This is a genomic window from Atribacter laminatus, from assembly GCF_015775515.1.
GTDB lineage: Bacteria > Atribacterota > Atribacteria > Atribacterales > Atribacteraceae > Atribacter > Atribacter laminatus.
On record NZ_CP065383.1, the window covers coordinates 403443 to 416358 of the forward strand.

Here is a 12916-nt window from a genome sequence, read left to right on the forward strand (position 1 = left end):
TCAAAAATTCAATCTCGCTTTTTGAAAAAGATCATTCACTGCTTGAAATATCACTTAATAAATCAGCAGCTTCCCGACCCATCAATTTTTCAACGATATCGAGACCATGAATGTTGTAAGTTCCGCTTTGAATTTTATTCTTTAAATCCTGAACAAGGTTTTCACGAACAGTTGGTATTTCACGATACTTCGCATGATATCTTTTCAAATCAAGAGAAACCAGAAGCAGCGAAGTATTATGAAGTATAACATGAGTATTCGTAAATATTTCAGGATTTTTCTTCATTTTTTTTTCTTTGTATATCCCAATAACATTTTGAATTTGCGCTTCCGAAATTTTCATTTTGGCGCCTCTCATTTTCTTTCCTATTTAATATATCGGTTGGAAATAAAAAAAGTTTAATTTTATTTCATTGACTTTTTGGAGAATTTAAAAATTTTCTTCTAAAAAATTTCAGGTACTCCTCATTGCATCTAATTTTTTGATTGTTATACCCAACTCCTTTTTTCAAAAATGAAAATAAAGGAAAAGAAATATTAATATTTTTAGTAAAATAATTATAAATTTACTGATCTTTTACTTGAGCGACAGCACGGATAGGAGAACCGGTACACTTAACAAATTTCAATGGGAAAGCACAAAAAAAGGCTTCTTTTTTTAAAAGATGCTGAAGGTTGGTTAGAAATTCATAAATGATAACTCCAGCTGGTAGAAACACTCGATGGCTATCATAGGGCGCATGATCAATGCTCGGCGCATCAATTCCAACTCCCTTTACCTTCTGTTCAACTAAATATTGGGCAGCTTCCCCAGATAAACCTGCATATTGCTTAAAATATTCTTCCTGACCATATCGGATGCTGTCATTAGTATAAAATAAAACAATATCATTAGGAAAAATCGTAATTCCTTGCTGATTGATTGTTCTTTGTAGCTCTTCCCTTGAAAGGCTCTCTCCCGGTTTAAAATGACTTATATCAACTATGAGGCATCTTCCACAAAACCGATCAACTGGTATTTCTTCGACTGATAATCCTGTCTTATCAAAATGAGAAGGGACATCGAGATGAGTCCCGGTATGTTCTACCATAAAAAAAGCAGTTGTTGCATTAGGGTGAAGATCAAGGGTAGTCCAGGTAAAAAAAGTGGGTGATGGTTGTCCGGGAAAAACTGGTGATCCATTGTAGACTGGTAGGGTTAAATCAATCCAAGTGGTATTTTCGTTTGACAGCATTAGTTTCCCTCCCTCATTATCATTTTATCTTATTATAATGTTAAATAATATCTTCCATTTTCAATATGATCCATTAATAAGCAATAAACAACCTTATGTCTCCAAGGCTTAAAGCGCTTTAAGAAAACGCGACTTTCCTCCGCAGAAACCGGCTGACCTTTTTTATAATAATGACCTATGGCTTTTCGTAACCCCAAGTCATCAAAAGCAATTATATCGCTCCTGGTTAAATAGTAGGGCGATTAGGTGTTCCTGACTCCTCAATCTTGTTTAGGAATGGAACCTGGTTTTATTTAACAAAACTAAATAGAGTCATCGTTAAGCCAAATTCACGAAGAATCACTTCTGGATGCATAAACTCTTTTTAAGTACTTGAGGGTGAAAGGTGATGGGGGTTCACAAGTTATTTGCATCATCGTCTATGAAGCTATGGCCCCCTTCTTTAATTATTCACTATTTTTATAAAGGGATAAAAATTTTTGAAGGGAACGGTCATAAGTTTTTTCCACCTCAGCTGGGAAAAAACAGGCAGGTAGTTCATGATGAGACCAGTGATATTGAATACATTCACAACATATCCCTTTTCTTGGACATGGTTCATAGGTACAGGGACATGCCGAAGTATTCTTCTGTATTTTACACTCGCGCATACTTTTCATCCTTTTTTTCAGAAGATTTATCAGGGACAACAATTTCCTTCATTTTTATTTTGCTTTCATAGAGCAAGTAAGCGTAAATAATTTCGAAATACATCTTAATTCGATGATAAAAACCTAAGAAAGGACCGTATTTTTCTTCTTTATGATAGTGAGAGATGCCCCAAAGTGGGACCATTTCAACCTGACCACCAAAATCACGGGCATAATGAGTGAGAAATACTTCAACACCAAAACGAGACCAGGAAAAATCTTTCACTCTTCGTATCCACGTTCCTCGAACTGCTCGCTGTCCGTTTAAAATAGGGCAAACTTTCTGAGCTAAATCTGTTGACCCTCTCCCTCCTTTGAACACCCCAATTGTCATTACAATCGAAGGATCTTTAACCATGGGATTAACCAATTCGTAAAGATGTTTTTCATTCAAACGAATAAGGTCAGCATCAAGAAATAAATAAATATCGCTTTCACTCTTGTTCCTTATTCCACTGATTAGCGCAGCACCCTTCCCTTTGTTTCTATTATGTCGTAAAACATCTACAGCCATGCTGGGAGGGACTTGGACTGTTTTATCTCGAGAACCATCGTCAACCACCAGGATATCATCAATGAATTGAACGTTCTTTAATACTTTCAATACCTGTGAAATCCTTGGTTCTTCATTATAAGCCGGTACTATCGCAGTTATTGTTTGATTCTTTAACATATTAAATTCCCAACAATACCTCTTTTATTTGTATTCAAGAACACGTACAATATTATACACAAATAACCAGGAAGGAAAAGACAAATTTGACTTCTGAGAAAATTCTTGTTAATCTTTATCGGCTTCTTATTGCAATTATTATCCTCTTTGTTGTTTATATCCTAAGAAATATTCTCATCCCATTTGCCCTGGGAGGAATTTTAGCCTATGCACTAACACCAGCAGCACGCTATTTAAACAATCGAGGTTTTTCTTGGAAAACATCGGTATTGATCATATTTTTAGCTCTTCTCATTTTTTTTATTTTGCTTTTTTTCCTAGTTCTTCCAGAAGCTGTTTCTCAATTTCGATCTCTCACATCAAATCTCCCTGAGTATACTTCAAAAATTATTGATATAGCAAAAACTATCGATGAACGCTATCCAGCGTTAGGTATATCAGAAGCTATTGAAGAATTTATGATCAATCTCAGCTCGAACCTCCAGTCGTATTTAGCCACCATCCTGAGTAATATTGTTAATCTATTTTCGCTCATCATGAGTATTATTTTTATGGGATTTGTGCTGACTCCATTTATTCTTTATTACTTTATGGCTGATGCAGTTAAAATCCGTCGTGCTTTAATTCGCCTATTTCCCTCCCAAAACCGAAAGAAATTTGTCAAACTTATTCGATTGACAGACAAAATAGTTGGTAACTTTATCCGTGGCCGATTACTAGTTTCTTTATTTGTTGGCATATGCGTTACGATAGGTCTTTTCTTGATGAACATCGAGTTTTCTTTGGTAATCGGTGTCATTGCTGGTATTCTTGACATTATCCCCTATCTTGGTCCAATTATTGGAGCCATTCCGGCTTTGATTTTCGCTGGAACCAAATCCATATGGCTGGTATTGGCTGTAGCTTTACTTTTTGGAGGAATTAACCTCATCGAAGGAGTCTTCATTGCTCCTAAATTTATGGGGAAAGAAGTTGGTTTACATCCAGTAACCGTTCTTTTTGCCTTATTAGTAGGTGGTGAATTGTTTGGAGCGTTAGGAGTTATTGTTGCCATCCCGGTAGCTGGTGTTTTAAAAGCCTTCTATCTTCACAACCGGAAACATATTCAAGACGATATCACCTAAGCATTTTCTTCAAATTTTTTTATCTCTTCGTCAAGAAAATGGAGAATGCTACTTGCTTTCCCGTTCAGTACAAAAGCCGCTTTTTTATCAAATGGAGTTTCTTCTAAATTAATAATCATTAGTTTTGTTGCCAAAGAAGGAATCAAGTTTGCCGGCGATACTTGCAGACTGGAACCTATCACTAACAAAGGAAATTTTTGAACCATTTTTGTTGCTTGTTCAAAACTGGAAGGAAGCATATCACCAAATAAAACAACATCCGGCCGCAGAATACCTCCACACCGACAACGAGGAGGGATTTGTCCATCCATTACCAAGGATTCAAGTTTTTCAATTGAAACTGTTCTCATACATTTCACACAGCTCGCCGTTCGCAAATGGCCATGGATCTCCATCACTTTTTTTGAACCAGAATCGATATGGAGGCTATCAATATTTTGGGTTATAACAGCTTTCACCATGCCTTTACTTTCCCAACTGGCTAAAATATCATGGGCAAGATTTGGACGAGCCTGTTTAAATTGCATAAGGACCGAAAATCCAGTTTTATAAAATAATTCTGGCTGGTTGAAAAGGACCTCAGTAGAAAGGATTTCCATAGGATCATATTGATTCCACAACCCGGTTTGTGGACTCCGAAAATCGGGAATTCCACTTTCAGTTGAAATTCCTGCACCGGTTAGGACTATCCAAGGTCGATTAAGCCATAAACATTCAGCCGCTTTTTTTTGCCTATCATTGTGAAAATACATATATATAGTATTCCTCCTAAACTTTCAATAAAAAATCTGATCTATCCTGAAAATACCATCTTATAAATTCCCCCATTGAGGGGGGATAAAGGGGGGTGTGCCTTTAATCGGTCATCCTGAGCCCTCGCTTTTTGAGGGCGTGAGGATCTCATCTTTTAAGTTTTTTCTTCATAAATACTTTAAATGATGAGATTCTTACGTCGTCCGGCAAAAACACCGGACTCCTCAGAATGACTAAGTGGATGGTAGAGATTGCCACGTCGCACAAGACGCTCCTCGCAATGACGGATTTAGATAGGTATTTTCATCCTCATCTGGTACTGCTGACAGCATGAGGGTCTGGCCTATCGATTTAATATTTTTCCGACTGAAGATACTTTAATTTGTATGGCGTTATGGGGACATAATTCCTGGCAACAATAGCAACGGATGCAATGTTTATAGTTATGTTGAGGAACATGGTGTTTTTCTTTCCAAAATAACGCTTTGGGTTGAGCCGGACAAATATCTATACAAACTCCACAAGCTTTACATTTTGAATAATCGATGATTGGTTTCGATAAAAAGAGATTTCTAAAAGACCTTAAAAAACCTTCTTTTTTATAAGATACCATCGATTCTCTTTGAACATCAAAATCTGCCCTGTAAAAATGAGAAAAATCATCTCCAACTAATTCAATGCGGTCTTCTTGCCAATATCCCAGCTCCCCCTTTTCTCCTTCAAGACAAGTGATTACCTTTCTTGGATCCAGTCTTATAAGGCGACTAAAAGTAGCATCGATAGCAATTGGGTCCTGGGAAAAGGCGATCAAACCCATTAATCGAGGCCGTCCATTTCGTGGTCCATTTCCCTCCATAGCAATGATAGCATCCATCACATAAAAATCAGGCTTTAATAGTAAGTTTAAATCAACTAACATTCGAGAAAAATGAAGTACATCAGGAAGTTTAAAATGAAATTCACTCTTGAGCAAACCGGGAATACAACCATATTGATTTTTTACCGCACCGGTAACCCGGGTTAAGCCATGAGTTTTCCACTTAGGAAGACTTAAAAGGGCATCGAAATTAAATAAATTCTTGGCAACAGTAAACTGCCGATTTTGCGTTGCTCTTGAAAAGGTTACCTCTTTCTTTTCAACAAAATCAACCATTTCGATTTTAAGATTTCTTAATGGATCATAGATTCCGGCTTTTTTTGCAACAGTTTCGCTAGAACCAAATCCTGGTGAATCACCATATCCACAAATAAAATCATTTTCAATGAGAATCTCTGCAACTCCCTGCAATAAGGAAGGATGAGTGGTGATTGCTTTTTCAATGCTATCCCCGATTAGTAAATTTGGCTTCAACAGTATTCTTTTTTTATTTTGAAATATCCTTTTAACTCCACCAAAATAAGAAAAACCCCTCATCAGGGCTGTTTTTACTTGGTATAATTCGTAGCTTGGACAACCAATTAGAGCAACCTTACTCATTTATTTCCTTTCTTTTGATGAAGTAAACTATTTATAAATATTTACCTAATTCTCTTGCCTAATTAAATTATGAATCGTTATAATGGTTCGAAGTCAAATATGTTAAAAACTTAAAAAAAGTATATATAAAAGGAATTTTAGATTTTAATGATGAAGATTACTTCCAAAGAACTGGTCATAATCAGTCTATTTATCGCGATTGGAGTCATCCTAACTCGTTTCGCCAGCCTCAGAATTCCTGTGGGAGGAATCGAGGGAATACGGATTGGTATTGGACCTTTAGCAATTATTTTGGCCGGAATTCTTTTTGGACCTTTTTATGGGTCACTCACTGGAGTAATGGTCGATGTAATTGGCTATATTTTAAGCCCCATAGGACCTTATATGCCCCACTTTACCCTAACGTCTGCTTTATACGGTCTTATCCCTGGAATAATGAGTTTCCAAATCATCTCTCATTCTCATGAATTTAAAAACCTCCCCAAGCTTCTGATCTGGGGAACTGTTTCAATGACACAAATTTTGGTAGGATTTATTCTCACTCCTATTTTTCTACATTTAATTTTTGACATTCCCTGGAAGCTCCTTATCATTCCGAGACTTATTAGTACTCCCATTCAGGTGCTCCTTTTTGGATTTATCCTTCAACTTCTATATAAAGCTCCTCCTTTTTCATCGTTATTTTTTTCTACTCATCAGTCACGGTAAAATCATACTGGAATAAAATTGGATATTATTGATCTCAATCCTGAGGATACTGGGGAAATGTTTCTTGGCAATCGTTTAAATATTCCCTGGTATTAAAAAGCAAATTAAAATGACGGTACTCTTCACCGGCTAAAAAAGACAAAAAATCTTTAATTTTTTGATCACCAATTTCTTTCTCACTGGTAGCAAAAAATCGATGAATGCTAGTTTCCAATGCCATGGCCTGATCAATAATTTCTATTTCGGTTAACAAGGGCGATGAAGATTGGTTTTTATCTTGAACTATTTCAGAAAATATCGAATCAAAACATTCCCGAGAAGATCTCCTTAAACCTTCTCGGGAACCATTGGAAAATATTTCTCCCTTTCTGAGTTGCTCATACCCTTCTTGAATCCTTTGCAAGTGGAAAGATTCATCATCGATTATTTTTTTAAAAATTTCTTTACACAACAAATTCTGTAGTTGGTTTGATTTCTCAAGATAAAATTGATAAATGTCTTTCTTGTTGTGGAGTGCTAACTCAAAAACGGTTAAATCAGACAATTTTTATAACCCCTTTCCATAACAACCTCTCGCCCAAATAATTATAAACTGACATTGATTATTTAAAATATACAATCCATTTTAACATTATAACCAACAATCTCTTTAAAAAAGATGTAAAATAGTCATGCTATCTTATAGAGTAGTCGGACTGATATCTTAGAAAAACCATAAATAAGATTCAACAACTTTTAAAAAACTTGTACTCTTTTTAATCACTTGGTAGAATACCCAAAAATGATTTAGGTTTCAGGAGGAAAAAATGCAAGAACTTCCTTTAAGATGTAAAAGCTGCAAAACCCCGATAAATACTGAAGATATAACTGAAATTGGAATTTACAAAATTCCTGCTTATCGAGGTTCTGCATACATTCGATATATCTGCTCTTATTGTCGAGAATTCGGAGAAGCAACCTTTAGTTTAGAAAAAATGGAAGATGTCGCTCGAATTACTCGAAAAAAGAAAAAAGATAAACCGAAAGGACAAATTACTATAGATGAAGTTATTGAATTCCATAAAGACTTGGAAAATTTAAAAAATGCTGATTTTTTAAAAGACGCATGAAGGTAGGAAAATGTTGATGGAAAAAACCAAAGATCAACAAAAAATTCTTTTTCAAGAGCTTTTAATGCCCGAATTAGGCGCCTTGTTTCGAACCGCCTTGAGAATGACCAGGAATCGTGAAGATGCCGAAGATTTAGTTCAAGAAACAACCACCAAAGCTTTTTCAGCAATCGATCGATTCGAAGAAGGAACAAACTTTCGAGCTTGGATTTTTAAAATTCTCACTAATACTTTTATCAATAACTATTATCGGGTTCGAGAGCGCAATAAACTTCCATCCTTAGATGAAATGGAAGAAGAATCGGCATTTCAACCAGCTTTTGAAGGAATAAGTCCTGAACAAGCATTGTTAAATACATTGACGAAAGAAGATATTCAGAAGGCGATCGATGTTATTCCCATAGATTTTAAATCAGTTGTTGTTCTAAATTTGGTTGAAGGGTTCTCTTACAAAGAAACTGCTGAAATTTTGGACATACCAATTGGTACCGTTATGTCCCGTTTGCATCGTGGAAGAAAAATTTTACAAAAACTTCTCTGGGAATATTCCTCGTCAAAAAATAGTACTGAAAAGGGGACAAAAGAAGAATGGACTGCAAAGAAGCAGTAGAGAAATTATATCTTTACCTTGATGGAGAGATTCTCACACCTCAAGAACGTAAAGATTTTGAAGAACATCTAAGGATCTGCCGAAAATGTTGTGAAAAGTTTGATTTTGAAAAAAACCTTCTAAATTTAATAAAATCAAATTGCCTTGATACACCCCTTCCGGCAACTTTAGTAAATAAAGTTCTTACTGTTATTAATAGTTTTTAATAGTTTTTGAGGAGTAAATATGGAGATTGAAAAAAAAGAAAAAAAGATTGCCATTGGTGATTTGGCAAAAACCTTTGTCGAAAGTTATAAAAAGACTGATTTGATTACCAATATAGAAAAAAAGCAATTCCCCTCACGAATCAATGTCATTCGTATAACTGAGGAATTACGTGAAATTCTTTTCCCGGGTTACATTGGTCGAACCAGTTTAAATTGGTTAAATGTTGAGTATTACGTTGGAGGAAAGTTAGATCGTCTTTTCGATGAATTACAATTAGAAATCTCAAAAGCTTACGGTGAAGAATATTCAACGAAATCCCTTTCTCAAGCCGAGTGCATTCAGCTTTCTTGTGATCAAACTCTTACTTTTTTTCAAAAAATCCCCGAGATTCGAGAAATGCTTGAGGATGATGTCCAAGCAGCTTTTGATGGTGACCCAGCGGCAAAAAATACTGATGAAATTGTATTTAGCTATCCAGGCGTAGTGGCTGTCTCTATTTATAGGATGGCTCATGAACTCCTGGTTCAAGGTGTACCTCTCATCCCCCGGATGATGACCGAATATGCTCATAGCATAACTGGCATTGATATCCATCCTGGTGCAAAAATCGGAAGAAGTTTTTTTATCGACCATGGCACTGGGGTAGTTATTGGTGAAACAACTATTATTGGAGATCAGGTTAAGATTTATCAAGGCGTTACTTTGGGAGCGCTCTCCTTCCCCAAAGATGAGCGGGGCAAAATTATCCGTGGTACAAAAAGACATCCAAGCATAGAAAACAATGCAACTGTCTATGCAGGAGCCACCATTCTCGGTGGCGAGACAACAATTGGAGAAGGAAGTGTAGTTGGTGGTAATGTTTGGCTTACTCATTCCATCCCCTCCCATACCAAAGTAATCATCGAGGAGCCTCGGCTAAAATTTTTTGAAAATAAAAAAGAATGACTTGGCATTGGCATTTACTGTTTTTTTTGGGTTGGATCTCGGTTAGGTTAATCAGTGAGTCTTTCCCCTCTCCATATATTTCTTTTCTCTTTTTTCCGCTTTTCCCAATTCTTTGGGTCAGTTTGCCGCTTTTTTTTGCCGTTAAAGCCTTTATTTATTCCTTCCATCATGGAGGCTCTTTTTTAACAGCACTGATCAATGCCATCGTCGGATTTTTTCATTATCCACATTTTCTTTGGTCTCGGAGGTTAATCTTAGATTTATCACCGAATGCCATTCAAACCATCCTAAAAAAATCAACCAAAATTACCAAAGTTTCTGCGCCCGATTCGCTCTTTTGTCCTTTCTGTAACATAGAAATTCCTCAAGCACTGCGTTTTATTTCTGGGGAAAATATAACCACCACCAAGAGACCAATGCTCTGTCTGCGATGTGGATTACGATTTGATTGCTGTCGCTACTGCCAAAACTATGAGATGAGTGGGAATCAAAGTTGGATGTTTGAAAATTCTCGCGGTAAATGTAAGGTTATTAAGGAAGTGCAAAATATTGATTCCTTTTGCGATCCTTCCATGGCAAAACGACTCCATGATATGGGATGGGATAGCTTATATACCGGGCTTTCGATCCCCGATAATTTTACTCCACCTGATCGCTGCCGCCAGTTTATACTTGATGGAGAAAAAACCAAAATTGATCATATCCCGGGTATGGGTAAAATTCGGATTCGCTTAATGAAGCTCCAAAAAAAGCAGGATTGACACTCCTGCCGCTCAATCGGTACCGCTTGACAACCAAAACGCTTTTCAAAAAAGAACAGCATTAGGAATCCAACCGCCCTTGTTTATAACGGTTAGGTATTCCCGGTTTAAAAATGCAATAAGGAGGCTTTCAGCAGTTTCAATTAATAATGCTATAGGATAACCACCTGATTTCCTGATCTCTGATTTTTTACAATAATTCTCTATTTTTAAAGGATTTTTTTATTCCCAAGCCGCCTCCTCATTGTCATCATCTCGATGCATTACCGATAAAGCGAAATCAAAGCCTATGAGAGAAGTTATTTCAGTGTTTAAAGCCTGGGTAAGTTGAAATAAACTTTTTTCTGCCTCCAAATAGGAACGAATGAGTTGGTTATTGTTTGCTTTTTCATGCAAATTGTTAAGCTCGGCAAAGTCATTTTCTTCAATATCACGTTCACAAGATATTTCCAGCAACCGTTCTTGTTCATCCCTCAATAAATTCATAATTGAAGAGGCAGCTTCATCTCCAAGGATTGCTGAACGGGTGATCTGGAATTTTTTAAAAACGGTTGTTTGCATTATTTCTTCGGCAAATTTTCTTGAAACATTTTTTAAGTCTTCGTTTAAAAGTAACGAACTCATTTTTTAAGCCTCCCTAATTAAGTATAAAACACAAAACGATAGGATAACAATAGATGTTTGGCTATTCTAACATATTGAACCAAAGAATTTCTTTTTTAAAGGAAAGTTTATGGGATACAACCACATGATTTTCGAATAATTATTTCTGGTTGTAAAACAACTATCCTTTTTTCTCTTATCTTTTCCCCAGAAATTCTTTGAAGTAAAAATTCTGTGGCCATGCTTCCCATAGTATAAGCCGGCTGTTTCGCTACTGTTAGAAAAGGACAAGTATATGAAGCCATCTCAAGGTCATCAAAAGTAACTAAAGCTAAATCTCCAGGAATTTCAATACCCATCTCTCGCGCCGCTCGTATTATCCCAATAGCAATAAAATTATTGCCGGCAAAAACAGCGGTAGGTTTTACGCCAGAATATTGTAAAAACTTTGATGCCATCTGATATCCGAAATTCTCTTTAAATTCTCCAGAAATAATCCACTCAGAATTTTCTTGAATATGATATTCTCGAAGAGCTCGAAGATACCCTCTTACCCGATCTTGGCTCGTCGATAAAACCGGTGGTCCTGAAATAACGGCTATTTTCTTGTGATGATGAACTTCAATAAGATGTTTGGTTAAAAGATAAGCACCTTCTTCACTATCCCCAACCACACTATCCCAGCCATTATTAACAGAAAAAGTGCGATCAACAAGAACCAACGGGAGGTTGCGGTTTTTAATATCACCCAAATTGTTACCCGAACCACAACTGGCAATAATTATCCCATCTACTCGTCGTTGGAGCATAAGATTGACATAAAGCTTTTCTTTTTCAACATTTTCATCAGTATTACAAAAAATTGTATTAAAACCCCTCTGAGAAGCATAGTCCTCAACTCCCCTTGCAACAGTAGTAAAAAAAGGATTCGTAATATCGGAGATGATGAGAGCTAAAGTATTGGTTTGTTTTTTGACCAGGCTTCTCGCTAAAAAATTGGGTGAATAATTCATCTCTTCGGCAATTTTGTGAATCTTTTTTCTGGTTTCTTCTTTTACTATATTTTGATTGTTCAATGCCCGCGAAACTGTAGCCGGCGAAACTCCCGCTCTTTTGGCTATATCGTATATAGTTGACAATGAAATCACCACAACATTCTTAATAGATTCTTTAATTTTAAGGATTATAACAATTATCGATCTCGCCTACTCATTCTTCACTCGTTATAATTTAATTGGATAAGTCCCTTTTTGTTTAAGTAAGTTAATCATTCGATCATACCATCGGGGGTTCACGTTTCCTGCTATTGAATGATCTGAGGCAGGCAAATATCCTCCACCCTTAGCCGCATTTAACTTATAAAGAACCTCCTTCTCAATATCTTCCCAATTGCCTTCTCCAAGCAACCGTGTATCCAAACCACCATAAAAGGCAATTCTACTTCCATATTTTTGTTTTAGCTCAACTGGATCCATTCCCGCTTTTGCTTCCAAAGGATTATAAACATCAACCCCGGCTTCAATCAAATCTTCAAAAATAGCAAGACTTTTTCCACAACCATGATATACCGTTATAATTCCATGAGAATGGATAAAATCGCATAATTTTTTGACACAGGGAAAAAATATTTCCCTTCAAAGAGAGGGAGAAATTTTTCGTAGATTTTTTCGTAATCTCCCCCATTAATAAAACAAGCCTTAATTATCGTTCCACCAAATCTTCCTAATTCAAGACCGAATACCATACTGACTGACAAAACTAAAAAGCAAAATCAACCCCACAAAAATCATCTTTTTCAAGGTTTTTCCCTCTTTTTTTTAAAAACCTCTCTCAAACCCTTAAAGACTGATCCCTTAGTAAAATCCATATCACCCCCTTCGAATATAATTGTAACCGATTTCATATTATCATTGCCCTAAATGGATTGTCAACAATTTAAAAGATAGCAAAATTCTTGGTTGGTCTAAAATATTTAAAATATACTATATGATATTTTAACTTTTAAATAAGCTATTTCTATAA

Annotated in this window: 17 protein-coding genes; 7 read left to right on the top strand and 10 right to left on the bottom strand. The window is 36.1% G+C overall.

Annotated features, from left to right (window positions below):
* Positions 1-31: 31 nt before the first annotated feature.
* From RT761_RS01955 to RT761_RS01965, 4 genes are all read right to left on the bottom strand, one after another.
* The gene (locus RT761_RS01955) at positions 32-343 is read right to left on the bottom strand and encodes a flagellar biosynthesis anti-sigma factor FlgM (protein WP_218112420.1); all 312 of its coding nucleotides are present in this window, start codon (positions 341-343) and stop codon (positions 32-34) included.
* A gap of 223 nt (positions 344-566) precedes the next feature.
* Positions 567-1235 (bottom strand): cyclase family protein, encoded by a 669-nt coding sequence (locus tag RT761_RS01960; protein ID WP_218112421.1) that lies wholly within the window; start codon positions 1233-1235, stop codon positions 567-569.
* A gap of 446 nt (positions 1236-1681) precedes the next feature.
* Positions 1682-1885: a DUF6485 family protein gene (locus RT761_RS14250; RefSeq protein WP_343073755.1), complete on the bottom strand. Its 204-nt coding sequence runs from the start codon at positions 1883-1885 to the stop codon at positions 1682-1684.
* Positions 1872-2597 carry a glycosyltransferase family 2 protein gene (locus RT761_RS01965; protein WP_218112422.1) on the bottom strand — a complete coding sequence of 242 codons (726 nt, stop codon included), beginning with the start codon at positions 2595-2597 and terminating at the stop codon, positions 1872-1874. Before RT761_RS01965 ends, RT761_RS14250 begins: the two co-directional genes overlap by 14 nt.
* A gap of 86 nt (positions 2598-2683) precedes the next feature.
* Between RT761_RS01965 and RT761_RS01970 the strand changes: the two genes are divergently transcribed.
* A complete protein-coding gene (locus RT761_RS01970; RefSeq protein WP_218112423.1) occupies positions 2684-3721 on the top strand; it encodes an AI-2E family transporter in 1038 nt (345 codons plus the stop codon).
* On the opposite strand, the gene RT761_RS01975 is transcribed toward RT761_RS01970, so the two are convergent.
* Both RT761_RS01975 and RT761_RS01980 read right to left on the bottom strand, forming a co-directional pair.
* On the bottom strand, positions 3718-4473 hold the full coding sequence (locus RT761_RS01975; protein WP_218112424.1) for a Sir2 family NAD-dependent protein deacetylase: 756 nt from the start codon (positions 4471-4473) through the stop codon (positions 3718-3720). The two genes, RT761_RS01970 and RT761_RS01975, sit on opposite strands and share 4 nt — an antisense overlap.
* A 344-nt stretch (positions 4474-4817) precedes the next feature.
* Positions 4818-5951: a DUF362 domain-containing protein gene (locus RT761_RS01980; RefSeq protein WP_218112425.1), complete on the bottom strand. Its 1134-nt coding sequence runs from the start codon at positions 5949-5951 to the stop codon at positions 4818-4820.
* 147 nt (positions 5952-6098) lie between these two features.
* Here RT761_RS01980 and RT761_RS01985 point away from each other — a divergent pair, with 147 nt between their 5' ends.
* Complete coding sequence (locus RT761_RS01985) at positions 6099-6659, top strand: folate family ECF transporter S component (protein WP_218112426.1); 561 nt, start codon at positions 6099-6101, stop codon at positions 6657-6659.
* Between the two features lie 34 nt (positions 6660-6693).
* Here RT761_RS01985 and RT761_RS01990 read toward each other — a convergent pair whose 3' ends face one another.
* The gene (locus RT761_RS01990; protein WP_218112427.1) at positions 6694-7203 is read right to left on the bottom strand and encodes a ferritin family protein; all 510 of its coding nucleotides are present in this window, start codon (positions 7201-7203) and stop codon (positions 6694-6696) included.
* 262 nt (positions 7204-7465) lie between these two features.
* On the opposite strand from RT761_RS01990, the gene RT761_RS01995 reads away from it, so the two are divergent.
* The 5 genes from RT761_RS01995 to RT761_RS02015 are packed head-to-tail and all read left to right on the top strand — an operon-like array spanning position 7466 to position 10291.
* Entirely contained in the window at positions 7466-7768 is a 303-nt protein-coding gene (locus tag RT761_RS01995; RefSeq protein ID WP_218112428.1) for a hypothetical protein, read from the top strand.
* A 10-nt stretch (positions 7769-7778) separates the two neighbouring features.
* Positions 7779-8378, top strand: a complete 600-nt coding sequence (locus RT761_RS02000) for a sigma-70 family RNA polymerase sigma factor (RefSeq protein ID WP_218112429.1) — start codon at positions 7779-7781, stop codon at positions 8376-8378.
* On the top strand, positions 8357-8584 hold the full coding sequence (locus RT761_RS02005; protein ID WP_218112430.1) for an anti-sigma factor family protein: 228 nt from the start codon (positions 8357-8359) through the stop codon (positions 8582-8584). The genes RT761_RS02000 and RT761_RS02005 overlap by 22 nt, the downstream gene beginning before the upstream one ends.
* 19 nt (positions 8585-8603) lie before the next feature.
* Complete coding sequence (locus RT761_RS02010; RefSeq protein WP_218112431.1) at positions 8604-9530, top strand: serine O-acetyltransferase; 927 nt, start codon at positions 8604-8606, stop codon at positions 9528-9530.
* Entirely contained in the window at positions 9527-10291 is a 765-nt protein-coding gene (locus RT761_RS02015; RefSeq protein WP_218112432.1) for a hypothetical protein, read from the top strand. Before RT761_RS02010 ends, RT761_RS02015 begins: the two co-directional genes overlap by 4 nt.
* Before the next feature lie 222 nt (positions 10292-10513).
* Here the strand turns inward: RT761_RS02015 and RT761_RS02020 are convergent, their stop codons facing one another.
* From RT761_RS02020 to RT761_RS02030, 3 genes are all read right to left on the bottom strand, one after another.
* On the bottom strand, positions 10514-10915 hold the full coding sequence (locus tag RT761_RS02020; protein ID WP_218112433.1) for a YlbF/YmcA family competence regulator: 402 nt from the start codon (positions 10913-10915) through the stop codon (positions 10514-10516).
* A gap of 107 nt (positions 10916-11022) precedes the next feature.
* Positions 11023-12033, bottom strand: coding sequence for a LacI family DNA-binding transcriptional regulator (locus RT761_RS02025; protein WP_218112434.1), 1011 nt, complete (start codon positions 12031-12033; stop codon positions 11023-11025).
* Between the two features lie 84 nt (positions 12034-12117).
* Positions 12118-12522: a uroporphyrinogen decarboxylase family protein gene (locus RT761_RS02030; protein ID WP_218113382.1), complete on the bottom strand. Its 405-nt coding sequence runs from the start codon at positions 12520-12522 to the stop codon at positions 12118-12120.
* Between the last annotated feature and the right edge of the window lie 394 nt (positions 12523-12916).

Bases quoted from the DNA above. Each gene is read 5' to 3' on its own strand.
- RT761_RS01955 (WP_218112420.1), bottom strand. From the start codon at position 343: ATGAAAATTTCGGAAGCGCAAATTCAAAATGTTATTGGGATATACAAA.
- RT761_RS01960 (WP_218112421.1), bottom strand. From the start codon at position 1,235: ATGCTGTCAAACGAAAATACCACTTGGATTGATTTAACCCTACCAGTC.
- RT761_RS14250 (WP_343073755.1), bottom strand. From the start codon at position 1,885: ATGCGCGAGTGTAAAATACAGAAGAATACTTCGGCATGTCCCTGTACC.
- RT761_RS01965 (WP_218112422.1), bottom strand. From the start codon at position 2,597: ATGTTAAAGAATCAAACAATAACTGCGATAGTACCGGCTTATAATGAA.
- RT761_RS01975 (WP_218112424.1), bottom strand. From the start codon at position 4,473: ATGTATTTTCACAATGATAGGCAAAAAAAAGCGGCTGAATGTTTATGG.
- RT761_RS01980 (WP_218112425.1), bottom strand. From the start codon at position 5,951: ATGAGTAAGGTTGCTCTAATTGGTTGTCCAAGCTACGAATTATACCAA.
- RT761_RS01985 (WP_218112426.1), top strand. From the start codon at position 6,099: ATGATGAAGATTACTTCCAAAGAACTGGTCATAATCAGTCTATTTATC.
- RT761_RS01995 (WP_218112428.1), top strand. From the start codon at position 7,466: ATGCAAGAACTTCCTTTAAGATGTAAAAGCTGCAAAACCCCGATAAAT.
- RT761_RS02000 (WP_218112429.1), top strand. From the start codon at position 7,779: ATGTTGATGGAAAAAACCAAAGATCAACAAAAAATTCTTTTTCAAGAG.
- RT761_RS02005 (WP_218112430.1), top strand. From the start codon at position 8,357: ATGGACTGCAAAGAAGCAGTAGAGAAATTATATCTTTACCTTGATGGA.
- RT761_RS02010 (WP_218112431.1), top strand. From the start codon at position 8,604: ATGGAGATTGAAAAAAAAGAAAAAAAGATTGCCATTGGTGATTTGGCA.
- RT761_RS02015 (WP_218112432.1), top strand. From the start codon at position 9,527: ATGACTTGGCATTGGCATTTACTGTTTTTTTTGGGTTGGATCTCGGTT.
- RT761_RS02020 (WP_218112433.1), bottom strand. From the start codon at position 10,915: ATGAGTTCGTTACTTTTAAACGAAGACTTAAAAAATGTTTCAAGAAAA.